The sequence below is a fragment of the Paucibacter soli genome (assembly GCF_037482845.1).
In the GTDB taxonomy this organism is placed as follows: Bacteria; Pseudomonadota; Gammaproteobacteria; order Burkholderiales; family Burkholderiaceae_C; genus Paucibacter_B; species Paucibacter_B soli.
The window spans coordinates 865622-889711 of record NZ_JBBHJW010000001.1; the positions used below are offsets into that span (position 1 = coordinate 865622).

The following is a 24090-nucleotide window of genomic DNA, read 5'->3' on the forward strand; positions in this document are numbered from 1 at the left end:
AGCGTCGCCGGGCCATGCGGCTAAATCGACACAATTCACGCATATCCCCCTTTTGGGGGAGCCAGCTGGCGCTAGAGTCGAAACACGCCAATCAAGGAGCTCGCCATGCGAATGAACAGCATCAAGACACGTCTGGTCATGCTTGCGGTACTGCTGCTGATCCTGCTGGCCCTGGTGGGCGGCTGGGGCATCAGGGCGCTGGGGCAGATGGACGCCGCGCTGGACACCGTCTACGTCGACCGCGTGGTGCCGCTCAAGCAGCTCAAGCAGGTCTCCGACGCCTATGCCGTCAATGTGGTGGACACCACGCACAAGGTGCGTGCCAAGACCCTGGACACCGCCGCAGGCCTGAAGCTGGTGAACGAAGCCGAGCAGTTGGTGGCCAAGCAATGGGCCGCCTATACGGCCACCAAGATCGAGGGCAACGAGGCGCTGCTGCTGCGCAAGGCCGAGTCGCTCAAGGCCGCCGCCCAGGCCGCCACCACCAAGCTCAAGGAAATCCTGCAGGCCCAGAACGCGGAGGCGCTGGAGGCCTTCGCCAGCAAGGAGCTCTACCCCGCCATCGACCCCTTCACCGGCGCCGTCTCGGATCTGGTGGACGAGCAGCTCAAGGTTGCCGAGCAGGAATTCAGCAATGGTCAGAAGACCTACGAGCTCTCGATCTGGGTGATCCTGCTCACCTTCGCGGTGGCGCTGGGCGCGGGCGTGCTGCTGGCCTGGCACATCATCGCCTCAATCACGCGGCCGCTGCACGAGGCCCTGCAGGTGGCCGGCATGATCAGCAACAAGGACCTCAGCGCCCAGATCCGCATCGGCAGCGACGACGAGATGGGCCAGCTGCTGGCCGCCATGCAAAGCATGCAGCAGCAGCTGGCGCTGACGGTGAACCAGATCCGCGACAGCGCCGTGGCCGTCTCGGGCGCCTCGGGCGAGATCTCGCTGGGCAGCAATGACCTGAGCGCGCGCACCGAACAACAGGCCGCCTCGCTGGAGGAAACTGCCGCCTCGATGGACCAGATGGCGGCCGCGGTGAAGAACAATGCCGAGACCGCCGGCAAGGCCAATGAACTGGCGCACCAGGCCTCGCGCACCGCCGAGCGCAGCGGCGAGGCGGTAGGCCGGGTGGTCTCCACCATGGACGAGATCAATGGCAGCTCGAAGAAGATCGCCGACATCATCGGCGTGATCGACGGCATCGCCTTCCAGACCAATATCCTGGCCCTGAACGCCGCGGTGGAGGCCGCGCGTGCCGGCGAGCAGGGGCGCGGATTTGCGGTGGTGGCCGGCGAGGTGCGCACGCTGGCCCAGCGCAGCGCGCAGGCGGCGCGCGAGATCAAGGCGCTGATCGGCGACAGCGTCAGCAAGGTTGAGAGCGGCTCACAGGTGGCGGCCGAGGCCGGCCGCACCATGGAAGAACTGGTGGGTCAGGTGCGGCATGTGACCACCATGCTGGGCGAGATCACCACCGCCACGCGCGAGCAGAGTGCCGGCATTGCCCAGGTCAATACCGCCGTCTCGCAACTCGACCACAACACCCAGCAGAACGCCGCCCTGGTGGAGGAATCGGCCGCCGCCTCCGAGAGCCTGAAACAGCAGGCGCGCGCCTTGGCCGATATCGTCAGCTCGTTCAAGCTCGGCTAGGCTTGATGCGCAGGGCCCAGATCACGCCCGCCACCAGCAGCGCGACGCCGGCCAGGGTCAGGGTCTGCGGCGCCTGGCCGCGCAACACAAAGGCATAGCCCAGGGCAGCGAGCGTCTCGAACACGATCAGCTGGCCCGCCAGACTGGTGGGCAGGCGCTGGCTGGCCTCGTTCCAGCACAGCGTACCGATCCAGGAGGCGCACAGACCCACCGCCAGCATCAGGCCCAGATAGGCCCAGGGGCGTGGGCCCAGCGGCGGCGTGAAATCGCTCGCCAGCAGGGGCAGGCCCATGGCTTGAAGCAGCGCGATCAGCGCAAAGGCAGCCAAGGCCATTGGCAGGGTCACCAGGCCCTGGGCCGTGGCCCAGGCGCGCGGACTGCGCTGGGTATGCGCGCGCAGCCAGTCGGCATTGCGAATCGGATACCAGGTCCAACAGGCCAGCGCCACCAGCGCCAGGCCGGCGCCCTGCGCATAGCGCCGCAAATCGCCGGCCGTGCTGCCCGCCAGCGCCGCCAGCTCGACCTGGTTGACGCAGGCGATGCCGGCCGCGATGAGGGCCAGCGAGGGCAGCAGGCGCAGCCAGGGTAGGCGGCCGTCGCGCGCATGGTCGCGGATATTCGAGCTGATCGCGATCACCACCGGCAGGGTGCCGATGATCACCGTGGGCAGCGGCCCGCCGGCGCGCTGGATGGCGGCGGCCAGGCAGAGGTAGTAAATGAAGTTGCCAACGGCGCTGAGCTTGAAGGCCTCCAGCCAGTCGGCGCGGGCGAGCGCACGCAGTTCGCGGCGGTCCATCAGCGCCAGCGGCAGGGCGATCAGACCGAAGGCCAGATAGCGGCCGGCCGCCAGCATGACCGCCGGGTACTCGGGCAACAGCAGCGGCGCGACAAAGACCAGGCCCCACATCAGGCCGGCCGCGAGGGCAAACAGGACACCAGCAAACATGGCGCCATCTTGCCCCGCCCGGACCGGCACGTCTTGTACCGGATTGCTATGCGGCGACTGCCTGGCGCAGCAGCTGCCAGGCCAGCGCCAGCATGGTCAGGCCCACCAGGGCGTCCAGCCACTGCCAGGCGCGCGGCCTGGCGAACCAGGGCGCCAGCCAGCGCGCGCCAAAGCCCAGCGCGGCAAACCACAGCAGGCTGCCGCTGGCCGCACCGCCAAGGAACAGCGCGCGCACCGCGCCGGGCTGCTGGGCGCCCACCGAGCCCACCAGCAGCACCGTGTCCAGATAGACATGCGGGTTCAGAAAGGTGAAGCCGGCCAGCTGCATGAGGGCCTGGCGCAGCGTCACCGACGCGCCGGCACCGGCTTGCAGGCTCTCCGGCCGCCGCGCCCGCCACAGCGCATGCAGGCCATAGCAGGCGAGGAAGGCCGCGCCGCCCAGGGTCAACAGCCGCGCCAGGCCGGCATGCTGGGCGATCAGCGCCGCCAGCCCCAGCACGCCGGCAGCCATCAAGAGCGCATCGCTCAGGCTGCAGGCCAGCACGATGGGAAGCACATGTTCGCGCCGCAGGCCCTGGCGCAGCACAAAGGCGTTCTGCGCACCGATCGCGACGATCAGGCTCAGGCTCAGGGCCAGGCCGCTCAGGGCGCTGGAAACGAGTTCGGAGAGGGGATGCATGGTGGCGCAGCATGCCCGCGGCGGCGGCGGGGCGCCAGTTAGACTTGCTTCACCCGCTGCAGCAACGCTTATGCTCGATTACTCCCTGCTCGCCGCCCTGGCCGCCGTGCTGCGCGAGGGCAGCTTCGAACGCGCCGCGCGCAGCCTGCATCTGAGCGCCTCGGCGGTTTCGCAGCGCATCAAGTTGCTGGAGGAGCGCGTGGGCCAGGTGCTGGTGCAGCGCGGCCCGCCCTGCAGCGGCACCGAGGCCGGCCTGCGCCTGGCGCGCCACGCCGAGCGCGTGGGCATGCTGGAGCAGGACCTGCTGGCCGAGCTGCCCGCCCTGGCTACCGATGGGCAGGGCCGCATCACCCTGCGCCTGGCCATCAATGCCGACAGCCTGGCCACCTGGTTCATCGCCGCCGCGGCCGAGATCGCTGCCGCCGAGCCGCTGCTGCTGGACCTCAGCCTGGACGACCAGGAGCACACCGCCGAGCGCCTGCGCAGCGCCGAGGTGCTGGCCGCCGTCACCGCCCTGGCCGCGCCGGTGCAGGGCTGCCGCAGCCATGCGCTGGGCGCGATGCGCTACATCGCCACCGCCAGCCCGGCCTTCGTGCGCCGGCATTTCTCTGCCGGCCTGAGCGCCCAGGCCCTGGCCGCCGCGCCCTGCCTCAGCTTCAACCGGCAGGATCGCTTGCAGGCGCAATGGGTGCAACAAGAGCTTGGGCAAGACCTGGCCCTGCCAACGCATTGGTTGCCCGCCAGCCAGGCCTTTGTGGACGCCGCCTGCGCCGGCCTGGGCTGGGGCATGAACCCGGCCGGCCTGGTGCGCGAGGCGCTGGCCGATGGCCGGCTGGTGGCGCTGGGCGCGCCGCTGCGGGTGCCGCTCTACTGGCAGGCCAGCCGCCTGGCCCTGCCGATGCTGGAGCGCATCACGGCCCGGGTGCTGGCCGCCGCCCGGGCCGCACTTGTGCCTGGTAGCGACCCGGCGTGAGGCCGTAGCGCTGCACGAAACTGCGGTTCAGGTGCGCCTGGTCGGCCAGGCCCACGGCGGCGGCCACCGCGGCGGGCGCATCGCCCTGGCCCAGCAGGCGCTTGGCCTCGAACAGGCGCAAGGCCATCAGCGCCTGCTGCGGCGTGGCATGGCGCTGCGCCTTGAAGCTGCGCAGGAAGTGGAAGGGGCTCAGCCCCGCCACCGCGGCCAGCCGCTCCAGGCTCAGCCGCTCATGCAGATGGGCACGCATATAGTCGAACACCGGGCCGTAGCGCAGCGCCGCCGCGCTGCCCTCGCTGCGCCCGCCCACCCGCGCATGCCGCTGCAAGGCCTGCACCAGCTGCAGCAGCTGGCTGTCGAAGGCGAGCGGCTCCTCGGTATGCCAGAGCCCGGCAATCAGCCTCGCCACCTCGGCGGCGCTGGCAGCGTCATGCGCCACCGCGGCGTCAAACCACCAGGCCGCGCCGCCGCTCAGCGCGCGCAGCACCGGCTCGTCCAGGTAGAGCATGCGGTAGCCCCAGCCGGCCTCGGTCTCGGCCTGGCCGGTGTGCAGGTCTTCGGGATTCATCAGCATCAGGGTGGCGCGCGGTGCCAGATGCTGGCCGCCGCGCCAGCGGAAGCGCCCCACCCCGGCGGTGATCGCGCCCAGGCCATAGGCCTGGTGCAGATGGGGTTCGAAGCAATGGTGCAGGATGCTGGCGTGGTACAGCTCCACCCCGGCGCGGTGCGCGGGGCGGCGGTACTGGGCCCGGTCGGTGGCCTCTTCTTCAAACGGCGGGTGCGGCGCGGCCATGCCGCATGATGGCAGAAGCGGCGTCGCCTCAGGCGCGCAGCGGCGTGCCGGCGTGGCGCGCCAGCATGGCGGTGGCGGCGCTCACCAGTTCCTCGCCGCTGCCACCGGCGGCCGGATAGGCGGCGGCACCCATCACCAAGCGCATATATAGATGCCGCTCCTCCACGCCGTAAGGCCCGCCCAGCGCCTTGTGCAGGCGCGCCTGCACCAGATCGCTCTCCTTGCGGCCGGCATTCAGCAGGATCACGGCCAGCCGATGCTGCTGCTCGCCCAGCGTGGCCACCACGTCGCCTCCGCGCACGCGCGCGCGCAGCCGCGCCGCCACCGCCTGGCGCAGGCGCTGCCCACCCTCGGCGGACAGCGGCTCACCCAGCGGCGGGTGCGGCCAGGCATCGATCAGCAACACGCTCAGGCCCCCTCTGCCGAAGCGCCGGCACTGCACAAGCTCGCGGTTCAGAACCGCCGCCAGCTGGCGCGCATCCGCCAGCACCAATGGCTCGCAAGCCACCGCCTGCGCCTGGCGCGAGGCCGCGCCTGCTGCAGCGGCACAGGGCATGACTGGCTGAATGGGGCTGGCGCTCATGGTGTTTCCTTAGGCATGACTTCTTTCTTCGTCTCGCGCGCACGGCGGCCGCCGGCGCAGGTGAGAGCGAACCAGCCAGCCAGCACCCCCTGATTCATGCCCGGGGGCCTCCCTGCCCGGCCTACTACTTCGCTCTCATTGCTTAAAACGCAGCCCCGTGCCCAAACCCGACATCGCGCCGCAAACTTTTTTGCCGGCGCTCGCCAAAGCCCCGGCGGTGGCGGCTAGAGTGCGGCTCAAGCTCCACCGCCAACCATGTCCTCCGACATCACCACCCTGCTGCGCGCCGCCCAGTCCGGCGACGCCCGGGCCGCCGACCAGGCCATCGCCCTGCTCTACGCCGACCTGCAGCGCCTGGCGCACAGCCGCCTGCGCCAGAGCGGCCAGCTGACCCTGCTGGACGCCACCGGCCTGGTGCACGAGTCCTGGCTGCGCCTGCACTCACAGCAGCAGCAACAGGGCGGTGGGCTGGAGTTTCCGGACCGCCTGCACTTTCTGGCCTATGCCTCCAAGGTGATGCACAGCGTGGTGGTGGACCTGGTGCGTGCCCGCGAGACCGAACGCCGCGGCGGCGGCGCCCAGCATGTCACGCTCAACACCGCGGTGGCCGAACTGCCACCGCAGCGCGACGACGAGATCCTGCGCGTGCATGAGGCCCTGGACGAGCTGGCGCGCCTGGAGCCGCGCCTGGCCCAGGTGGTGGAGATGCGCTACTTTGGCGGCCTGCTGGAGGCCGAGATCGCCGCGGCTTTAGGCATCACCGAACGCACCGTGCAGCGCGACTGGCAGAAGGCGCGGCTGTTCCTTTCGATGTCTTTGCAATGAACCCCACACCGGTCCCCAGGCGCGAGATAGCCAAGTCCCGCTGGCCCCAGCTCAGCCCGCTGCTGGACGAGTTGCTGGACCTGGACGCGACGGCCCGCGCCGCCCGCCTGACCGCGCTGCGCGCGCAAGACCCGACCCTGGCCGAGGACCTGCAAGAGCTGCTGGCGCGCGACGCCGCGATGGCGCTGGCGCCGGTGCTGGACAGCCCGGTGCTGCTGACACAAGGCAGCAACATCAAGCCCGGCCAGCTGTTGGGCCCCTACACCCTGGAGCGCGAGATCGGCCAGGGCGGCATGGGCACGGTATGGCTGGCGCGCCGCACCGATGGCCGCTACGAGGGCCAGGTGGCGATCAAGTTCCTAACGTCAGGCCTGCTGGGTCGAGGCGACGGCGGCCGTTTCGCGCGCGAAGGCCAGATCCTCGGCCGCCTGGCGCACCCGCATATCGCCCGCCTGCTGGACGCCGGTGTGGCCAATGACGGTGGCCCGCCCTATCTGGTGCTGGAATACATCGACGGCCTGCCGATCGACCGCTATTGCGAGCAGCAGGCCCTCGATGTAGCGGCACGCGTGACGCTGTTCCTCGACGTGCTGGCCGCCGTGGCGCATGCGCACAACCGCCTGATCCTGCACCGCGATTTGAAGCCCTCCAACATCCTGGTGAACCAGGCCGGCGAGGTGAAGTTGCTGGACTTCGGCATCGCCAAGCTCTTGGGCGATGCCACCCAGCCGGCCGCGGCGACCGAGTTGACCCAGCAGGCCGGGCGCGCCTTTACCCCACAATACGCCGCGCCCGAGCAGGTGCAGGGTCATGACGTCACCACCGCCACCGATGTCTATGCGCTGGGCGTGCTGCTGTACCTGCTCTTGAGCGGCCAGCATCCCACCTCGGGCGCGATCCCGGACGACAGCCCGCTGGCGCGCATGAAGGCGGTGCTGGAGGTGGAGCCCAAGCGGCTCTCGGAGCAGGTGCGAGGCACGCCGGAAGCCAGGCGCGCGCGCGAGCTGCGTGGGGATCTGGACACGATTCTGGCCAAGGCGCTCAAGAAGGCGGCGGGCGAGCGCTATGCGAATGCCGAGACTTTTGCCGCGGACTTGAAGCGTTGGCTGGCGCACGAGCCCATCCTGGCGCGGCCGGACAGCGCGGGGTATCGGGTTGCCAAGTTTGTGCGAAGGCATCGCATCGGCGTGGCCACCGGCGCCGCAGCGGTGCTGGCCTTGAGTTCGCTGACGGTCTTGAGCGTGGCGCAGGCGTGGCGGGCGGAGCGGGCGGAGCAGCAGGCCGAGGCCCGCCGCGTGCGCGCTGACGATTTGCTGGCCTATATGTTGGGCGAGTTTGCCGACAAGCTCAGACCGGTGGGCCGGCTGGAGCTGCTCAATAGCGTCGGCGGCAAGGCGCTGGGCTATCTGAGTGAGCAGGATGCCCAACTCAGCCCGCAGACCCGCTTGCAGCGCGCCAAGGCCTTGACAGTGATTGGCGAGGTTCGCGTCTCCAACCGCGAGCTCGATGCGGCGCTGGAACCGCTCAAGGCCGCGCGGCAGTTGTTCGGGCGCGGTGACGTGCCGCCGCCCGACGGCGTCGATGCCATTGCCTGGCGCAAGGCCCAGGGCGCTGCGGCGTTCTGGTTGGGCCATGTGCACTACACCCGCCGCGAGTTCGAAGCGGCGCGTGAGCCTCTATCGGCCTATCTTGCACTTAGCCGCCAATGGCTGGCCGCCAGCCCGGACGATATGGACGCACTGATCGAGGTGTCCTTTGCCGAGAACAGCCTGGGCTCCCTCCTGCTGGATCAGGGCGAACTGAGCGGCGCCGAACGGGCCTTCGAACAATCGGTGCGTTTGAAGGCGCGCGTGCTGGAGACCCGGCCGAAGGACCTCGAATTGCAGGAGCGCTGGGCCGACAGCCTGAGCTGGTTGGGCAGCACCTATCTAGCCCAGGGGCGCTTTGCGCAGGCAGCCCTTGCCTTCGAAGCTTGTTTGGCCAAGATTGCCGATGCGCGCGGCCAGGCCCCGCTGGACCTGAAGTGGCAGGGTATTGAAGCAAACTACCGCGTCTGGTGGAGCCTGGCCCAGCTCGAACTTGGCCAGGCAAAGATCGCCCACGACGGTTTTGCGGCGGCCAATTCGCTGTTTCTTCAGCTCTTGAAGCAAGACCCCAACAACCGGCTTTGGAAGTACATGCAAGTGCGTTCCGAGCTGGCGCTGCTGGCGATGAACGGCTCCCCGCCGAAGTCTGCTTCGCAGCAGCTTGCCGCCTTGGCTGACCGCCTCGCCCAACTGGACGCCAGGGGCAAGCCCTTACCGCGCTGGCACGGATTACGCGGCGAACTCGCACGCGCACAACTTCTTCCGGGTCTGTGGGACCAGAATGATCAACGCTCGACCTTGCAGCGAGTGCAGCAGACGCGGGAGTTGTTGGCGCAAAGCCTGCAGCACGCCCCGCGCGATGTGCGAACCCTCGATGCGCTGGCACAGCTCGACCTGGCCCTTGCAAGCCGGCAAAGGGTTGATGGCCAGCCGCTGGCCGCGCAACAGATCTGTGGAGCCCTTCGCCAGCGCATCGAGTCGATGCATGGCGGGCCGCAACTGGTAGGAAGTCACGCTGGCATCACACAGGCCTGGATTGCCACGCTTCAGTGCCTGGGGCAGACGTCCGATAAATTGGTGCAGCAGCAGCGCTGGCTGATCAAACAGAAAACGCTGCTGACGCCGCTGGGTCAAGCCCCGGAGCCCCTTCCCCGTTGAGCGTCACACGCGCCTAGACGCGGCGGTTTACGAGAGGAGCCGGCCCCGAGCTTGACGCTGGCGCCCCTCCGCCAGGCCGTCATGCAGGGCAAGGCTGCAGGGATTCTTAGTGCTTCAGTACCGTCAACCAAACAGGGAGTCTTGATCTCATGCCCACCGTTGTTACCGACTACTATGTGCAGGCCTCAGTCGAGCCTGGCGCAAGCTTTGCGAACTGCAGCTACACCACGGATTACGCAGGCAAAGTCCCGGCCCCCTCGCCGCTGACAGTGCCGCAAGGCCAGGGCTACTGCACCATCACCCTGGGCCAGCAGTCCAATGTGCAGCTGGTTGGCGCGGTCTTCAAGACCGTTAGCAACCCCACGTGCCTGGACGCCAACAACTTCACCCCGGCCAGCGGCCAAACTGTGTTCGTGGTCATGCCCACCAGCGCGCCGGTGACCAAGGGCGTGGTGCTGCTGTTTGCCAATGCCGGGGTAGTAACCACGCTCTACCCGAGTAGCGACCCGCAGATCACCAACGACCCGGAGTGACGGACGCTGCGCCAGGGAGCCACGGGAACCACGGAGAGGAGCCACGGGGTCAGGCCTTAAACGAGAGCTCGCGGAGCCTCGGGGTCAGAGCCTCGGGGTCATCAGCCGGCCTCGGGGTCAGGCCTTGAATTTCAAGTCAACGCCTGCCCCCGAAACGCCTCAGCCGTCTGCCTCAAGTCTTTCGCTCCGCTCTCGCTCTTTCATACTGGCCGATCAGCTGACTGATGCGCGCCACGCTCAGGCCGAGTTCCCTAGCCAGCGCGCTCATGGTGATGCCGGCTTCCGTATGCGCCAGCCACAGGGCCTGCGCCCGTTCGCCTGCCTGAGCCATGCACTGTTCGAATGTCTTGGGCTGGCTGCGTTGCGCCTTGGGGATATCGTGTGACGCAGGCATGGGCCTGGCCAGTTGCGCCTGCATGCGAGCCACAAAACTCTTGTCGCCCAGATAGATCTGCTGGCGCAGGCCCTCATCCCAGATTCGCAGATCGGGCGCGGACAGCACCAACTCGCGGTAACGCCTTGCTGCCTCGCGCCTCGCAGCTGGGGTCGTGGCTTCGCCAGTGCCCATCAGACAGGCATGCAAGCCGGGCGTATCCAACCATGCCGGCGCCTCGCGCTGGCCGGTATGGTCGAGAAAGCTCGACCATGGCCAGTCGCCCGGCCGCTCGACCATGCCCGCGCGCACGGGGTTGAGTTCCACATAGCGGCAGACCTCGAGCAGATAGCTGTCCCGGTCCACCAGAATGGCCTTGAAACGCCCCTGCAAGAGATGCCCCACCTCCCATGCCTACGGTTGAAGGCTTGCGTGTAGATGCCATTCAACTGCTGCATCAGGGCGGACAAATTGCCGCGCCGGATGTAGAGGACGAAGTGGTAGTGATTGCCCATCAAGCAGTAGGCGAGCATCAGGGCGTCGAAGCGCGACAACACCAGCCCCACGACCTCCTGCAGCTTGATGCGATCGGCATCGTCGGTAAAGATCGGCTCACGCCTGTCCCCACGGGCCGTGACGTGATAGACCGCGCCGGGGAACTCGATGCGAAGAGGGCGCGCCATGGGCATAGCTTAGGCAGCGGGGATTGAAAATTTAAGACCTGACCCCTGACTCGAAACCAACGAGAAGTCGGCCCCGAACCCGACAGCGCGGCATCATCAAGCGGGCCTATGGTATTCGGCCGCGCACTGCCTAGAGTCAGTTGGCGGCGGCGTCGCCTCAGCATCATCACACCGGGCCACCGCCGCACGCCTTGCACATCGCCTCGATGCGCAAGCTCTCAATCGACCTTCAGGGAGATACAGATGAGTGCAGCCCAAACCGCGATGAACACGCTCGCAGCCCAGTGGTACCTCGCCGTCACGAAAGGATGCAAGCTGGCCACCGACCAGTTCCAGTTGATGCAAGGCGCGATGCCGGTGGGAGCGACGTCCGAGAATCTGTGGAACATCTTCGACAGCGTGCCGCCGCTGACGGCCACGACCTTCTACAACCCCGCGCAGCTCAACAGCCTGAGCCAGGACTACGGCGGCGTGATCAGTGCGCTGATTGCGCAAGGGGCGCTGCAGTTCCAGACCGATATGCAGGACAGCTATGCGGCCTGGAACAACTACAAGAAGACCATCACGCCGCTGCCCTCCGACAACCTGGGCTGGAGCAAGGCCTTCAGCAGCTGGGCACAGGCGAATCTGCCGCAAAGCCAGGTCACCAAGTGCATCACCGACTTCAACACGATGCTCGAGGACCCGATTGCGATGGCATCGAACCAACTGCTCAATGTGCAGTTCGCACCCAGCAATATGCACCCGAACGACTACGTCTACACCACGACGATCGAGCAGCTGACGCTGGCCTTGAACAACGCCACACCGGCCTCGGTCACGCTCAACAGCAGCACCGACTCGAGCGACGTCAGCCACACCTGGGCGCAAACCGAAGCCTCGGGCATTTTCGACATCTTCGGACTGGGCGGCGATACCTCCTACGACTCGCTGACCACCAAGATCACCAGCGCGGGCGTTAGCATCCAGGCCAAGTTCGCCAAGCTGGTGACGCTGCCGGCCGCGCCTCTCAAGCAGCCCAGCGACGACAACGAGCTGTCGCAGTACATGCCCTGGTTCAACTCGGCGGCGCTCGGTGAAGGCCATGCCAAGCAGGACAACACGGTCTGGAAGGCGGGCGACGCCATCAGTTGGGCCAGCACCTTCGGCCCCAACGGCAATATGCAGCGTTTTGCCAGTTCCCTGGTGATCGTGGACGGCATCTCGATGACCATGACGTCCAAGGCCGCCCTGTCCACGGCGGATCAGGCAAGCTTCAAGGCCGCCGCCGCCGGTGGCTTCTTCCCCTTCTTCGAGGCCGAAGGCAGCGGAGGCTGGAGCCACAACGTGAGCTTCGACGACCAGGGCAATATCACGGTGAGCAGCAGCAGCCCGGCGGGCAACCCGCAGGTGCTGGGCGTGCTGGTCAGCCCGATCACCGACCTGTTCTAGACAGCACCGGCCCGTCGCGTGTGCCGAGCGACGCGCGCGTCGCTCGGCATGCGCGCCTCCACCCGTCCGCAAGAACCGAAGGAGTAGCACCGTGATTCTTTGCATGACCACCGACGACATCGGCATCGTCGAGGAAGCCTATGCCGACTATGACCAGCGCGTGTTCGGCATCCCCTACTGCTATCTGAGCGCGCACAACTACCGCGGCCTGCTTGACCAGGGCGAAGATCTGTTCATTTCGGCCCACGGCAATGACGACGAGATCGGCAACGCCGCGGGAGCGCCGGCCTACACGCCGCAGCAGCTTGCCGCCGTGCTGAACAACTACGTCCTGCCGGGCAACTACCGCGGCCGCATCTTTGTGTCCGCCTGCGGCTCGGCGCCGGTCTACGTCAACAATTTGCGCGCAGCGCTGGGCGGCGCCTACGCCGGCCGCGTCTTCGGCATGTACGGCGACATCGACTATTCGATCGCGGCGCCCGGTGTGCCGCCGTGGGTGCGTGCCAGCTGATGCACGCCCTCGGTCAAGGCAGGCGCCGGCAACGCACGAGTTGCATTCAGCTCAGCGCTGCCGCGCCACCCAGGCCTGCACGCGCCGCTCCAGCAGGTCCAGCGGCAGCGGGCCCGCCCCCAGCAACAGGTCGTGGAAGGCGGGCAGCTCGAAGCGCGGCCCCAGTGCCGCCTCAGCCCGCTGGCGCAGCTGCAGCAGCTTGAGCTGGCCGATCTTGTAGCCCAGGGCCTGGCCGGGTGTGAGCACATAACGATCCACTTCCGCCTCCCAGCGCTGGCCGGTATGGGCCTCGAAGTAGTCCATGGCGCGCTGGCGGCTCCAGCGGCGCTGATGCAGGCCGGTGTCCACTACCAGGCGGATGGCGCGGAACAGCTCGCTGTCCAGGCGGCCGAACTCGTTGGCCAGCTCCTGGTACATGCCCAGCTCCTTGGCCAGCCCCTCGGCATACAGGGCCCAGCCCTCCACATAGGCATTCAGCTCATCGCTGAGCGAAAGGTGAAAGGGGTGAACCTCGGGCAGCTCCTGCGCGATCGAGATCTGCAGATGGTGGCCGGGCAGGCCCTCGTGGTAGGCGGTGGCCTCGTTGCTGGCCTTGCTGCTTTGCTCGAATTGGTAGGTGTTGACCCAGACCAGGCCGGCGCGGCTGCCATCCGGTGTGCCCTGCTGGTAGCTGGTGGAGGCATCCTTCTCCAGCACCGCGGGCACGGCCTCGATCCGCAATGCGGCCTTGGGCAGGCGGCCAAACAGGCGCGGCAGCTCGGCCTCGATCTGGCCGGTGTAGCGGCGGTAGTCGGCCACCACCTCCTCGCGCGAGCGCGCACGGAACTGCGGGTCGCTCTCGATGGCACGGCGCAGCGCGGGCAGATCGGCATGGCCATGCCGGCGCGCCAGCGCAGTCATCTCGCCCTCAATGCGCCGCACCTCGCGCAGGCCCAGGGCATGGATGGCGTCGGGGCCGAGCCGGGTGGTGGTTTGGGCCGCCACGGCCTCGGCATACAGGCGCCGCCCCTGCGGCAGGGCCCAGACGCCCGCGCTGGCGCGGCCCCGGGGCGCGTAGTCGCGCCGCACCCATTCGCCCAACTCGGCATAGGCGGGCAGGACCTGCTCATCCACTGCGCGCAGGATGGCGCTGCCGAGCTCCTCGCGCAGCGCCGGGCTGAAGTCGGCCGGCCACGGCTTGTTGACGAGCGGCGCGGCGAACACGCTCTGCATGCCGCGGGCATGGGCGAATTCGCCGCACTGCGCCACCACCTTGTCGAGCAGCTCGCGCGGCGGCACCAGGCCGCGGCGCAGGCCCAGCAACGCCAACGCGCGCGCCTGTGCCAGATGGGCCGGCACCTGCTGCAGGCGCGCCAGGTAGGCACGGTAATGCGCCTCGGTCTCGAAGGGCGTGGCGCTCACCAAGCCGGCCAGGCTGGCCTGCACGCCGTTGTAAGCATTGATGGGCATCAGATGCCATTGCGCGCGGTAGCTCTGCAGACGCGTACGCAGCACATGCAGCAGCAAGGTCCGGTCCAGGCCTTGCATCTCCGTCAAGCCCCGCTCGGGCAGCGCCTGCACGCGACGCAGCAGGGCGCGGGCCTCGCGCTGCGCCTGCGCATAGGCGGCGGGCGTGAGCGTGCGCAGCCGGTCCAGGCCGGCGGCATCGCCATACAGCGTGGCCGCCTCGGGGTCGGTGCGCAGGTAGTAGGCCCAGTAGTCATCGGCAATGCGCCGCAACTGCTGGCCGGGCGTTGCAGCGGCCTGGGCATGGGGCAGCCAGGCCAGGCCGCACAACAGCGCCAGGGCCAGCCCGGCGCGCGTGATGGCGGCCTTGGAGCAGGAGAGGATGGGCATGGTCAAGAGCGAGTACAAGCGTGCGGCATTCTGCCCTCGGTGCACCAGGGCGCAGCTGCAAGAATGGCGCCTGCCCTCGCCCTCCTCCCTTCCCATCGCAGCGGCCCGAACCCATGCAAAAAATTCTCGTCCTCGGCGGCACCCAGTTCCTGGGCCGGCATTTCGTGGAGGCCGCGCTGGCGGCCGGCCATGAGCTGACGCTCTTCAACCGCGGCAGCCAGGCCGGCCTCTTCCCCGGCGTGGAGCAGATCCACGGCAACCGCCTGCAGGACCTGGGCGCCTTGCGCGGGCGCCGCTGGGACGCCGTGTTCGATGCCAGCTGCTACCTGCCCAGTGCCGCGCGCCGCGCCGCCGAGACGCTGCGCGATGCGGTGGAGCATTACTGCCTGATCAGCAGCATCTCGGTCTATCCGCAGATCGACGGCCAGACCGTGGAGGGCTCGCCGCTGGCCGAACTCACCGCCGCGCAGCTCGCAGGCGCCGAGGCGCAGGCCAGCAGCGGCGCCTCGCAAAACGGCGGCGGCTATGGCGCGGCCTACGGCGGCCTCAAGGCCCTGTGCGAACAGACCGTGCAGGCCCTGCTGCCCGGCCGCACCCTGGTGCTGCGCCCCGGCTTCATCGTCGGCCCCTACGATTTCAGTCCGCGCCTGCGCTACTGGCTCACGCGCCTGGCCGAGGGCGGCAAGGTGCTGGCACCGGGCCGGCCCGAACGCACGGTGCGCCTGATCGATGCGCGCGACATCGCCGGCTTCGCGCTGCGGCTGGCCGCCCAGCGCCGCGACGGGGTGTTCATCACGGCCGGGGCCGACGGGCTGGACATGGGCCAGTTGCTCCATGCCGCCAACAGCGCCTGCGGCGGCCGCGCCCGCCTGCGCTGGCGCAGCGACGCCGAACTGCTGGCCGCCGGCGTGCAGCCCTTTGCCGACCTGCCCTATTGGTTGCCCGATGCCGACAATGCCATGATGGAGATACGCGACAGCGCCGCCCTGGCCGCCGGCCTGCATTACCGGCCGCTGGCCGAGACGCTGCTGGACACGGCCGCCTGGCTGCGCGGCGAACCGGCGCAGGCGCCGCAAGGCCTGAGCCGCGAACGTGAACTGGAGCTGCTGAAACCATGAGCCATCCTCCCCTGCATTCCCCCGCCGCCGAGCGCAACAAGCAGCCCATCCTGGAGGCCTTGCTAGGCCTGCTGCCCGCCCAGGGCCGGGCGCTGGAGATCGCCGCCGGCACCGGCCAGCATGGTCCGCACTTCATGGCCGGCCTGCCGGGCTGGAGCTGGCAGGCCACCGATCTCGACACCAGCCGGCTTGAGGCCATCGCCGCCTGGGCCGAGCAGGCACCCGCCGAGGTGCGCGCGCGCCTGCCGGCACCGCTGCGGCTGGATGTGCTGGCCGAGCCCTGGCCGCTGGACGGGCAGCGCTACGAGCTGGTCTTCTGCGCCAATATGCTGCACGTGGCCCCCTGGCCCTGCTGTGCCGCGCTGATGCGGGGCGCGGCACGCCACCTCGTGCCCACCGGCCTGCTGCTGACTTACGGCCCCTATCTGGAGGCCGAGGTGCCAACCGCGGCCAGCAACCTGGCCTTCGATGCCGACATTCGCGCACGCGATGCGGCCTGGGGCCTGCGCAGCCTGGAGGCGGTGCGCGCGGAGGCCGCAGCCGCCGGCCTGAGCCTGCGGCAACGCATCGCCATGCCGGCCAACAACCTCTTGCTGGTCTGGGCCCTCACCGATACTTGCCCGCCATGACTTCTCCCACCCTGCCGCCCGACGATACGCAGCGCGCGCTGCTGCACAACGAGGTGCATGCGCGCCCGCAAGCCCATATCCGCCTGCCGGCCCTGGTGGTCTATGTGGCGGTGCTCAACCAGGGCGTGAGCCGCGAGCAGGAGCTGGCGCAGCTGCGCCTGCTGCCCGGCCAGCAAGACCTGGCCCCGGAGGCCCTGCAGGGCAACTTCCTGCGCCTGCACATGGACGCCGGTTTCACCGTGAAGTGGGAGCGTCACAGCGAGTTCACGCGCTATTCCATCGTCCAGCCGCTGCCGGCCGAGGCCGGGCTTGATGCCGTGAACCCGCAACTGTCCAGCGCCCTGCAGGTGGAGCCGTCCTGGCTGGCCGGCATTCCGGGCCGCACCGTGGCAGCGGTGAAGCTGGCGATGCTGGAGCATGCATTCAGCGAAGCGCCCGCCGGCTTGCTGGCGCGCGCGCAGCGCTGGCTGGGCGGCGGCGATGTGCTGGCTTCACAGATGGGTGCGGGGCGCGACGGCATCGGCCATTCGATGGTGGTGACCGATCTGCAGCTGCGCCCCTGCGGTTTCGAACGCATGCTGGTGTTGTTCGCGCCCGGCACCACCGAGACGCGCGCCGGCCGCATCTCGCAGCGCCTGCTGGAACTGGAAACCTACCGGCTGATGGCGCTGCGCGGCCTGCCGGCCGCCAAGGCGCTGGCGCCGGTGCTGGGCGAGGCCGAGGCCGCGCTGGCACGCGTGACCGAGCAGCTGGTGGCCAAGCAGAGCTCGGAGCAGGATCTGCTGGACGCGCTGATCGCCATCGCCGCCCAGGTGGAACGCGCCACCGCCCAGAACGCCTACCGCTTCTCGGCCACCCAGGCCTATTACGGTCTGGTGCAGCAGCGCATTGCCGAGCTGCGCGAGCGCCCCATCCCCGGCACGCAGACGCTGGGCGAATTCATGCAGCGCCGGCTCTCGCCCGCGATTGCCACCGTGGCCGCCACCGCGCAGCGCCTGGCCTCGCTGTCGGCGCGCACCGAGCGCGCCAGCGCCCTGCTGCGCACCCGCGTGGACATCGCGCGCGAAACGCAGAACCAGCAGCTATTGGCCAAGCTGACGCGCGGCCAGGAGCTGCAGCTCAAGCTGCAGACCACCGTGGAAGGGCTCTCGATCGCGGCGATCTCCTACTACGTGATCAGCCTGCTGCTGTATGGCGGCAAGGCGCTCAAGTCGCTGGGCCTGCCGCTCAACCCCGAGCTGCTGGCGGGCGCCCTGATCCCGCTGGTGCTGTGGGCGGTGTGGCGCGCGACGCAGAAGCTGCACGCCAAGCTGCATCACTGAGGAGGATAGTTTTCGGCGATCCATGAGGCCACTGCGGCCCGCTCAGTTTCGCTGTAATGCAGGCCCAGCTTGCTGCGGCGCCACAGCACGTCCTCGGCGCTGCAGGCCCATTCCTCGCGCATCAGGTAGCGCAACTCGATCTCGTGGAGGCCGGGGGCCACCTCCTGCCCCAGGTCCTTGAGGCGCACCGAGGCGCCCAGCACGCGCGAGACGCGCGCGCCATAGGCCCGGCAGAGGCGGTGCAGCAGGGGCATGGACAGATAGGGGTGGCGCGCGAACACGGCCAGCTGAAACTGCTCGAAGTCCTGGTCGGGGCGGCGCGGCGCGCCTATCCAGGCGCTGAAATCGCCGCCGGGCAGGCTGGCCTTGGCGGTCCAGGGCTTGCGGCGCTCGCCCAGCAGCTGCCCGATCAAATCCGCGGCATCCTCGGCGAGCTTGCGGAAGGTGGTGATCTTTCCGCCCCACACGCTCAAGAGTGGCGCGCCGCCCTCGGTATGGGTTTCCAGCAGGTAGTCGCGCGTCACCGCCGAGGGGTCGCCCGAGGCGTCGTCCAGCAAGGGCCGCACGCCCGCATAACTCCACACCACATCGGCCGGATGCACCGGCTCGGCCAGGTAGCGGCTGGCCTGGGCGCACAGATAGTCGATCTCGGCATGGCTGATCTGCGCCTTGGCCTGGCTCGCCAGCGCAGCGTCCGGCAGCTCCACGTCGGTGGTGCCTATGAGGGTGAACTCGCGCTCGTAGGGGATGGCGAAGATGATGCGCTTGTCGGGGTTCTGGAAGATGTAGGCATGGTCGTGCGGGAAGCGCCGCTGCACCACGATGTGGCTGCCCTTCACCAGGCGCAGGCTCTTGGTGGCGAGCTGCTCGCCCCCGGCAGGCCGCGCCACCTCGCGCAGGAATTGCTCGGCCCAGGGGCCGGCGGCGTTCACCAGCGCGCGCGCATGCACCATGCGCTCGCCCTGCGGCGTGGCGATGCGGGCGCTCCAGCCCGCGGCACCGCGAAACACGCGCGTGACCGGGCTGCGCGTCAGCACCTCGGCGCCCTTGTCGCGCGCGTCCAGCGCATTCAGCAGCACCAGGCGAGCGTCGTCCACCCAGCCATCCGAATAGACGAAGCCGCGCGTGAATTCGGGTTTGAGCGGCTCGCCCAGCTTGGACTTGCGCAGCTGCACGCCCTTGGAGCCTGGCAGCACGCGCCGGCGCGCCAGGTGGTCGTAGAGGAACAGGCCGATGCGTATCATCCAGGCCGGCCGCATCGCCGGGTCGTGCGGCATCACGAAGCGCAGCGGCCAGATGATGTGGGGCGCGCTCCTGAGCAGCAGCTCGCGCTCCTGCAGCGCCTTGCGCACCAGCGAAAACTCGTAGTACTCGAGGTAGCGCAGCCCGCCGTGGATCAGCTTGGTGCTGGATGAAGAGGTATGCGCGGCCAGGTCCTGGGCCTCGGCCAGCAGCACCTTCCAGCCGCGCCCGGCGAGATCGCGTGCAATGCCCGCGCCATTGATGCCACCACCCACCACCAGTGCGTCAAAATGGTCCATCGCCTAACTCTAAGTCATTGCCATGAGCTATTTGCTAGCCCTTGACCAAGGCACCTCCAGTTCGCGCAGCATCGTGTTCGATACCCGCGGTCATGTGGTGGCAATGGCACAGCGCGAGTTCCGCCAGCTCTACCCGCAGCCGGGCTGGGTGGAGCACGATGCTGAGGAGATCTGGGCCAGCCAGCTGGCCACCGCGCGCGAGGCCCTGGCCAAGGCCGGCATCAGCGCCCGGCAGGTGCTGGCCCTGGGCATCACCAACCAGCGCGAGACCACGCTCTTGTGGGACCGCCAGACCGGCCAGCCCTTGCACCCGGCCATCGTCTGGCAGGACCGCCGCACCGAGCCCCTGTGCGCCGAGCTGCGCGCGCAAGGCCTGGCCCCGCTGGTGAGTGAGCACACCGGCCTGGTGATAGACCCCTATTTCTCGGGCACCAAGCTGCGCTGGCTGCTCGACCACGTGCCGGGTGCGCGTGCGCGCGCCGAGCGCGGCGAGCTGGCCTTCGGCACGGTGGACAGCTGGCTGGTCTGGAAGCTGACGAATGGCCGCGTGCATGCCAGTGACGTCAGCAATGCCGCGCGCACCATGCTGTTCGACGTGCGCAGCAACCAATGGGACCAGAGCCTCTGCGAGGCTCTGGACATTCCATCAGCCTTGCTCCCCGAGGTATTCCCCTCCGCGCATTTGTACGGCCAGGTCGCCGCCGAGCACCTCGGCGCCGCGATCGCCATCGGCGGCATCGCCGGCGACCAGCAGGCCGCCCTGTTCGGCCAGGCCTGCTTCCGGGCCGGCATGGCCAAGAACACCTATGGCACCGGCTGCTTCATGCTGATGCACACCGGCGGCCAGCTGCAGCACTCGCGCAACGGCCTCATCAGCACCGCCGCCGCCCAGGTGGACGCGAGCCCCGCCTATGCGCTGGAGGGCAGCGTCTTCATCGGCGGCGCGGTGGTGCAGTGGCTGCGCGACGGCCTGCGCGCCTTCCCTTCCAGCGGCGATGTCCAGGCCCTGGCCGAGAGCGTGCCCGACGCCGGCGGCGTGATGTTCGTGCCTGCCTTCACCGGCCTGGGCGCACCCTATTGGAATGCCGAGGCGCGCGGCGCCATCGTCGGCCTGACGCGCGGCAGCAGCATGGCGCATATCGCGCGCGCCGCGCTGGAAAGCATCGCGTTTCAAAGCGCGGCGCTGCTGCAGGCCATGTCGGCAGATGCCGTGGCCGCGGGCGGCGCACCGGTGCACGAGCTGCGCGTGGACGGCGGCGCCTGTGTGAATGATTTGCTGATGCAGTTCCAGGCCGATCTGCTGGGCATCCCGGTGCTGCGGCCCAAGGTGATCGAGACCACCGCGCTGGGCGCGGCCTATCTGGCCGGCCTGGGCACGGGCGTCTACCAGGGGCTGGACGAACTGGCCAGCCATTGGCAGGTGGAGCGCGTGTTCCAGCCCGGCATGACGCGCGATCAGGCCGGCGCGCTGATGGCCGGCTGGGAGCGCGCGGTGCGGCAGGCCACGGCGGCTTGATGATGAAGCCGCCGATCAGCGCCGGCTTGGGAGACGGGTATTGAGCCTACGCGTTGGCGCAAGTACCAAGAAAAAACCCCCAAGATGCATGAGCACCCCGGGGGTCTTGGAAGCCAGGCGCCTGAGCGCCTGTGGCAGGTTTAGAACTTGTAGCTGGCCTGCACGTACACAAAGCGACCACGCGGGTCTTCCTGGTACACGTCGTAGCCTGCCTGGAACTGGCTGCCGTTGTGGATGAACAGCGGCGGATCGCGATCCAGCAGATTGCGCACGCCCAAGGTCAGCTTGGCGTTCTTGATCACGTTGTACGACATCACCAGGTCGTAGGTCGATTGACCCTTGACAAATTGGCGATTGTTGTCGAGATCACGCGCCATCTCGTAGCCCTTGTAATAGCGCTGCGACAGGGCGCCGCTGAACGGTCCATAGCTGTAACCCACCGACAAGGTGTGCTTCCAGCGCAGGATCACGCCAGTTGCCGCGGCCACCAGCGGAGCACCGTCCGGGCGAACGATGGAACCGACGCTCTTCTCCAGCTCGCCGCTTGCGTTCGTCAGGTCGTACTTGCTCATGTAGGTGCCATTCAGCCCCACATCCAGGCGGCCATCCCACAGCTTCTCGCGATAGCGCAGATCCAGGTCGAAACCGGCCGTCTTGATGGCGCTCACGTTGGCTGGCAGCTGATTGACCTTGGTGATTTCTCCCGAGGGGTTGGTCGTCACGAAGTCTGCGAAGCCGGGCGCGCCACGACGGAAGCCGGCGACCAGTTGCAGCGCCGTCGGGGTTGCGATGGCGTTGTCAACATTCACCTGGAAGTAGTCCAGGCTGCCGGTCAGGCTGCTGAAGGGCTGGAATACCATGCCAATGCTGAATTGCTTGGACTCCTCGGCCTTCAGATGCGGGTTGCCGCCAGTCACGGCCACGACCTGGATCGGGCCATTGCCAGGGAACTTGGGGTCAACGAATTGCTCGGTCGAGCCAATCTGTTGCGGCTGGAACAGGTCGACCAGCGTTGGTGCGCGGAAACCGGTACCTGCCGACGAGCGCACCATCAGCTCCTTCATGGGTTGCCAACGCAGGCTGGCCTTTGCATTCGTGGTGCGGCCAAAGTCGCTGTAGCTGTCCGAGCGCAATGCCACATTGCCTTCCAGCGACTTGGTGAACGGTGCGTTCACCTCGCCAAACATGGCCCAGACGCTGCGGCGACCATCGGTTTCCACGACCGCCGTACCCTGGCCCAGCAGGTCGCCGGTGCCGAGAATGGGCGCAGGCGTCAGCTTGTACTGCTCATCACGGGCCACCATGCCTGCCGCAAAGCCGAGGGGGCCACCACCCAGTTCCATCAGCGAGCCGCTGATGCGTGCGTCCAGACCCTGGTTGATGGACTTCGACGTCATCGTCGGTCCCTTGTACTTGACCGCCTCCAACTTGGCCTGCACATCGTCGGGCTGCTTGCCCAGCGGCGCCCAAGGGTTCCAGTTGCTGGCAGGATCGTTCAGCACCTTGTGCAGGCCGAAGATCGAGCCGAAACCGTCGATCACGGCGCCATCGGTCTTGCTGCGGTTATAGGTATAGGCCAGTTCGTAGTCCAGGTCTGCCAAGGTACCACGCGTGCCCAGCACCAGGCGGCCCTGATCGGCCGTGTCGCTGGTCGTGCGCGGCCCCATCAGGAAGGTACGCTGCGACACGCCCAGAGGCTTGCCCACCATGGCACCCAGGCCGATGGAGTTCAGGTAGTCGGCGGCGATCTTGTAGTTGGGGTTCTGCGGATAGATCAGCAGAATGGGGTCAACGCCGGAGCCCTTGAAATTGGTGTTGCCCTGGTTGAAAGCCTGCCGCGTAGGCGCTGGCTGAATTGGATTGACCGACTTGTTGCGCGAGACCAGGGCCTCGGCGAACAACTCCTGGGATTCGCTCAACTTGAAGCGCAGCGAGCCGCTCGCGCCGTAGTAGTCACGGTTCGGCACCAGGCCAACAAATGGGCCGGTATCGAAGGTGCAGTTGGGTGCCGTCTTGCTTGCAACGTCGGCCGGGTTGCCGTCAGCGTCCAAGCCTGGCGTAAACCCTTGGCTCAGGCCCTTGCCGCTGCGCGCGCGCATGCCGATGTCAGCACATTTGCCGGCGGCTGCCATCGGATTGCCATAGCCGGTGTTGCTGATGCCGTAAGGGTTGTCAGCACTGCGGGTATTCGGACCCGGTTCGGAAATATCGGTGATCTGCCCCGGGAACAGCCAAGCGCCCTCGATGCGGCCGGTCTCGGTCGCGCCGCCCTCGTAGTAGGGAATATTGGTGTCGGACTTGGTGTACGAACGCTCGGCACCAAGCATGTTCGACTCCTTCTCCATGGCGGCCGACAGCACCACCGAGAATCGATCACGGTCGTAATTGCCGAAGCCGCCAACCACGCTTGCCTTGCGATTGCGGCCACCGCCACCGCGCGTGGGCTCGCCATACGAAGCCGACAGCTCAACGCCGTCATAGTTCTGGCGCAGGATGAAGTTCATCACGCCGGCGATGGCATCGCTGCCGTACACGCCGGAAGCGCCGTCCTGCAGCACTTCCACACGCTCGATGGCCGCCAAGGGGATCGCGTTCACATTCACCGCAGAACCCGACCCGGCAAACACCGCCAGGCGGCGCCCGTTCACCAGCACCAGGGTTCGCTGCGAGCCCAGCCCGCGCATGGATACCGCAGACAGGCCGTAGGTGGCCAGTCCCGAAACGCCAGCAGCCACCTGACCACCCGCCGACGAAACCGCACTGATGCGGTCGATCAGCTGCTCGGTGTTCTGCACGCCGCTACGCTCGATATCGGCCTTGGTGACCACGGTCACGGGCAGCGAGGCCTCATCGGAAATACGCTTGATGCTGGATCCGGTGATTTCCACGCGCTCCAGCTTCTGGCCTTCTTGCGCATAAACGGCTCCTGCGTGCAATCCTGCATAGGCCAGCGCCAACGCACCACACAGACGAGTTGTTTTTAACATGGCTCCACTCCTGAAATGAGAGATAGGGGTCGCAGCCGGGATGTCGTCCTGACGCGACAGGCAGGGATCATTTCCCGCTGCGGAAGAGCCCGGATTTTTGGCCGGTCATGGCCCGACCCACCCCTAGGAAAACCCTTCAGAGTTGCGCCAATGCTGCACCCCGAACGCCATAACCCCCTAAGCGCACAGGGTGCCTAGGGGGTGGTCTGGCCACTCTCGTCCTCATGCTTCATCACATAGCTGGCAGTCATCGCAAGGCTGACTCGGCCCAAATCCTTGACCTTGAAGGATGCTCAAGCCCCGAGCCGTGCAGGCCGTCCAGATTCTCAATCGGCTGACCGATGCAGGTGATGGGGCCGCTGGCGGCACGGTGGATGCGGCCGATGTAGCGCGCGAGTTTGAGCTGTAGGCATCGGCGCTTGCGCC

At 68.0% G+C, this 24090-nt stretch carries 19 protein-coding genes and 1 pseudogene; 11 read left to right on the forward strand and 9 right to left on the reverse strand.

What is annotated here, in order from left to right; genetic code table 11:
- Positions 1 to 105 precede the first annotated feature (105 nt).
- Positions 106 to 1641 carry a methyl-accepting chemotaxis protein gene (locus tag WG898_RS04070; RefSeq protein ID WP_339601462.1) on the forward strand — a complete coding sequence of 512 codons (1536 nt, stop codon included), beginning with the start codon at positions 106 to 108 and terminating at the stop codon, positions 1639 to 1641.
- On the opposite strand, the gene WG898_RS04075 is transcribed toward WG898_RS04070, so the two are convergent.
- The gene (locus WG898_RS04075) at positions 1628 to 2587 is read right to left on the reverse strand and encodes a DMT family transporter (protein WP_339601463.1); all 960 of its coding nucleotides are present in this window, start codon (positions 2585 to 2587) and stop codon (positions 1628 to 1630) included. The two genes, WG898_RS04070 and WG898_RS04075, sit on opposite strands and share 14 nt — an antisense overlap.
- 46 nt (positions 2588 to 2633) lie before the next feature.
- Positions 2634 to 3266 carry a LysE/ArgO family amino acid transporter gene (locus tag WG898_RS04080; RefSeq protein WP_339601464.1) on the reverse strand — a complete coding sequence of 211 codons (633 nt, stop codon included), beginning with the start codon at positions 3264 to 3266 and terminating at the stop codon, positions 2634 to 2636.
- A gap of 70 nt (positions 3267 to 3336) precedes the next feature.
- On the opposite strand from WG898_RS04080, the gene WG898_RS04085 reads away from it, so the two are divergent.
- Entirely contained in the window at positions 3337 to 4239 is a 903-nt protein-coding gene (locus WG898_RS04085) for a LysR family transcriptional regulator ArgP (RefSeq protein ID WP_339601465.1), read from the forward strand.
- Here the strand turns inward: WG898_RS04085 and WG898_RS04090 are convergent.
- Positions 4178 to 5032 (reverse strand): AraC family transcriptional regulator, encoded by an 855-nt coding sequence (locus WG898_RS04090; protein ID WP_339601466.1) that lies wholly within the window; start codon positions 5030 to 5032, stop codon positions 4178 to 4180. The genes WG898_RS04085 and WG898_RS04090 overlap by 62 nt on opposite strands.
- Positions 5033 to 5060: 28 nt before the next feature.
- Positions 5061 to 5615, reverse strand: a complete 555-nt coding sequence (locus WG898_RS04095; protein WP_339601467.1) for a diguanylate cyclase domain-containing protein — start codon at positions 5613 to 5615, stop codon at positions 5061 to 5063.
- A 255-nt stretch (positions 5616 to 5870) separates the two neighbouring features.
- Between WG898_RS04095 and WG898_RS04100 the strand changes: the two genes are divergently transcribed.
- The 3 genes from WG898_RS04100 to WG898_RS04110 all read left to right on the forward strand — a co-directional run bounded on the left by WG898_RS04100 (position 5871) and on the right by WG898_RS04110 (position 9717).
- Positions 5871 to 6440 (forward strand): ECF-type sigma factor, encoded by a 570-nt coding sequence (locus tag WG898_RS04100; RefSeq protein WP_339601468.1) that lies wholly within the window; start codon positions 5871 to 5873, stop codon positions 6438 to 6440.
- The gene (locus WG898_RS04105) at positions 6437 to 9184 is read left to right on the forward strand and encodes a protein kinase domain-containing protein (protein ID WP_339601469.1); all 2748 of its coding nucleotides are present in this window, start codon (positions 6437 to 6439) and stop codon (positions 9182 to 9184) included. Before WG898_RS04100 ends, WG898_RS04105 begins: the two co-directional genes overlap by 4 nt.
- 149 nt (positions 9185 to 9333) lie before the next feature.
- Positions 9334 to 9717, forward strand: a complete 384-nt coding sequence (locus WG898_RS04110; protein ID WP_339601470.1) for a hypothetical protein — start codon at positions 9334 to 9336, stop codon at positions 9715 to 9717.
- A 172-nt stretch (positions 9718 to 9889) separates the two neighbouring features.
- Here the strand turns inward: WG898_RS04110 and WG898_RS04115 are convergent, their stop codons facing one another.
- Both WG898_RS04115 and WG898_RS04120 read right to left on the reverse strand, forming a co-directional pair.
- Positions 9890 to 10483 (reverse strand): transposase, encoded by a 594-nt coding sequence (locus WG898_RS04115; protein ID WP_339601621.1) that lies wholly within the window; start codon positions 10481 to 10483, stop codon positions 9890 to 9892.
- Between the two features lie 71 nt (positions 10484 to 10554).
- A pseudogene (locus WG898_RS04120) lies at positions 10555 to 10779 on the reverse strand (transposase); the annotation flags it as partial.
- Positions 10780 to 11016: 237 nt separating this feature from the next.
- Between WG898_RS04120 and WG898_RS04125 the strand changes: the two are divergent.
- Both WG898_RS04125 and WG898_RS04130 read left to right on the forward strand, forming a co-directional pair.
- Entirely contained in the window at positions 11017 to 12204 is a 1188-nt protein-coding gene (locus WG898_RS04125; RefSeq protein ID WP_339601471.1) for a hypothetical protein, read from the forward strand.
- A gap of 91 nt (positions 12205 to 12295) precedes the next feature.
- Positions 12296 to 12715 (forward strand): hypothetical protein, encoded by a 420-nt coding sequence (locus WG898_RS04130; protein ID WP_339601472.1) that lies wholly within the window; start codon positions 12296 to 12298, stop codon positions 12713 to 12715.
- Positions 12716 to 12766: 51 nt separating this feature from the next.
- Here WG898_RS04130 and WG898_RS04135 read toward each other — a convergent pair whose 3' ends face one another.
- Positions 12767 to 14569, reverse strand: a complete 1803-nt coding sequence (locus tag WG898_RS04135; protein WP_339601473.1) for a DUF885 domain-containing protein — start codon at positions 14567 to 14569, stop codon at positions 12767 to 12769.
- Positions 14570 to 14664: 95 nt separating this feature from the next.
- On the opposite strand from WG898_RS04135, the gene WG898_RS04140 reads away from it, so the two are divergent.
- The 3 genes from WG898_RS04140 to WG898_RS04150 are packed head-to-tail and all read left to right on the forward strand — an operon-like array spanning position 14665 to position 17620.
- Positions 14665 to 15669 (forward strand): NAD-dependent epimerase/dehydratase family protein, encoded by a 1005-nt coding sequence (locus tag WG898_RS04140; protein ID WP_339601474.1) that lies wholly within the window; start codon positions 14665 to 14667, stop codon positions 15667 to 15669.
- Positions 15666 to 16298, forward strand: coding sequence for a DUF938 domain-containing protein (locus tag WG898_RS04145; protein WP_339601475.1), 633 nt, complete (start codon positions 15666 to 15668; stop codon positions 16296 to 16298). Before WG898_RS04140 ends, WG898_RS04145 begins: the two co-directional genes overlap by 4 nt.
- Positions 16295 to 17620: a DUF3422 family protein gene (locus WG898_RS04150; protein ID WP_339601476.1), complete on the forward strand. Its 1326-nt coding sequence runs from the start codon at positions 16295 to 16297 to the stop codon at positions 17618 to 17620. Before WG898_RS04145 ends, WG898_RS04150 begins: the two co-directional genes overlap by 4 nt.
- On the opposite strand, the gene glpD is transcribed toward WG898_RS04150, so the two are convergent.
- A complete protein-coding gene (glpD, locus tag WG898_RS04155; protein WP_339601477.1) occupies positions 17614 to 19161 on the reverse strand; it encodes a glycerol-3-phosphate dehydrogenase in 1548 nt (515 codons plus the stop codon). The two genes, WG898_RS04150 and glpD, sit on opposite strands and share 7 nt — an antisense overlap.
- 22 nt (positions 19162 to 19183) lie before the next feature.
- On the opposite strand from glpD, the gene glpK reads away from it, so the two are divergent.
- On the forward strand, positions 19184 to 20677 hold the full coding sequence (gene glpK / locus WG898_RS04160; RefSeq protein WP_339601478.1) for a glycerol kinase GlpK: 1494 nt from the start codon (positions 19184 to 19186) through the stop codon (positions 20675 to 20677).
- A gap of 140 nt (positions 20678 to 20817) precedes the next feature.
- Here glpK and WG898_RS04165 read toward each other — a convergent pair whose 3' ends face one another.
- Positions 20818 to 23664, reverse strand: a complete 2847-nt coding sequence (locus tag WG898_RS04165; RefSeq protein ID WP_339601479.1) for a TonB-dependent receptor — start codon at positions 23662 to 23664, stop codon at positions 20818 to 20820.
- Positions 23665 to 24090 lie beyond the last annotated feature (426 nt).

Excerpts from the sequence above, each read along its gene's own strand:
- WG898_RS04070 (WP_339601462.1), top strand. The coding sequence starts at position 106 with ATGCGAATGAACAGCATCAAGACACGTCTGGTCATGCTTGCGGTACTG.
- WG898_RS04075 (WP_339601463.1), bottom strand. The coding sequence starts at position 2,587 with ATGTTTGCTGGTGTCCTGTTTGCCCTCGCGGCCGGCCTGATGTGGGGC.
- WG898_RS04080 (WP_339601464.1), bottom strand. The coding sequence starts at position 3,266 with ATGCATCCCCTCTCCGAACTCGTTTCCAGCGCCCTGAGCGGCCTGGCC.
- WG898_RS04085 (WP_339601465.1), top strand. The coding sequence starts at position 3,337 with ATGCTCGATTACTCCCTGCTCGCCGCCCTGGCCGCCGTGCTGCGCGAG.
- WG898_RS04090 (WP_339601466.1), bottom strand. The coding sequence starts at position 5,032 with ATGGCCGCGCCGCACCCGCCGTTTGAAGAAGAGGCCACCGACCGGGCC.
- WG898_RS04095 (WP_339601467.1), bottom strand. The coding sequence starts at position 5,615 with ATGAGCGCCAGCCCCATTCAGCCAGTCATGCCCTGTGCCGCTGCAGCA.
- WG898_RS04100 (WP_339601468.1), top strand. The coding sequence starts at position 5,871 with ATGTCCTCCGACATCACCACCCTGCTGCGCGCCGCCCAGTCCGGCGAC.
- WG898_RS04105 (WP_339601469.1), top strand. The coding sequence starts at position 6,437 with ATGAACCCCACACCGGTCCCCAGGCGCGAGATAGCCAAGTCCCGCTGG.
- WG898_RS04110 (WP_339601470.1), top strand. The coding sequence starts at position 9,334 with ATGCCCACCGTTGTTACCGACTACTATGTGCAGGCCTCAGTCGAGCCT.
- WG898_RS04125 (WP_339601471.1), top strand. The coding sequence starts at position 11,017 with ATGAGTGCAGCCCAAACCGCGATGAACACGCTCGCAGCCCAGTGGTAC.
- WG898_RS04140 (WP_339601474.1), top strand. The coding sequence starts at position 14,665 with ATGCAAAAAATTCTCGTCCTCGGCGGCACCCAGTTCCTGGGCCGGCAT.
- WG898_RS04145 (WP_339601475.1), top strand. The coding sequence starts at position 15,666 with ATGAGCCATCCTCCCCTGCATTCCCCCGCCGCCGAGCGCAACAAGCAG.
- WG898_RS04150 (WP_339601476.1), top strand. The coding sequence starts at position 16,295 with ATGACTTCTCCCACCCTGCCGCCCGACGATACGCAGCGCGCGCTGCTG.
- glpD (WP_339601477.1), bottom strand. The coding sequence starts at position 19,161 with ATGGACCATTTTGACGCACTGGTGGTGGGTGGTGGCATCAATGGCGCG.
- glpK (WP_339601478.1), top strand. The coding sequence starts at position 19,184 with ATGAGCTATTTGCTAGCCCTTGACCAAGGCACCTCCAGTTCGCGCAGC.
- WG898_RS04165 (WP_339601479.1), bottom strand. The coding sequence starts at position 23,664 with ATGTTAAAAACAACTCGTCTGTGTGGTGCGTTGGCGCTGGCCTATGCA.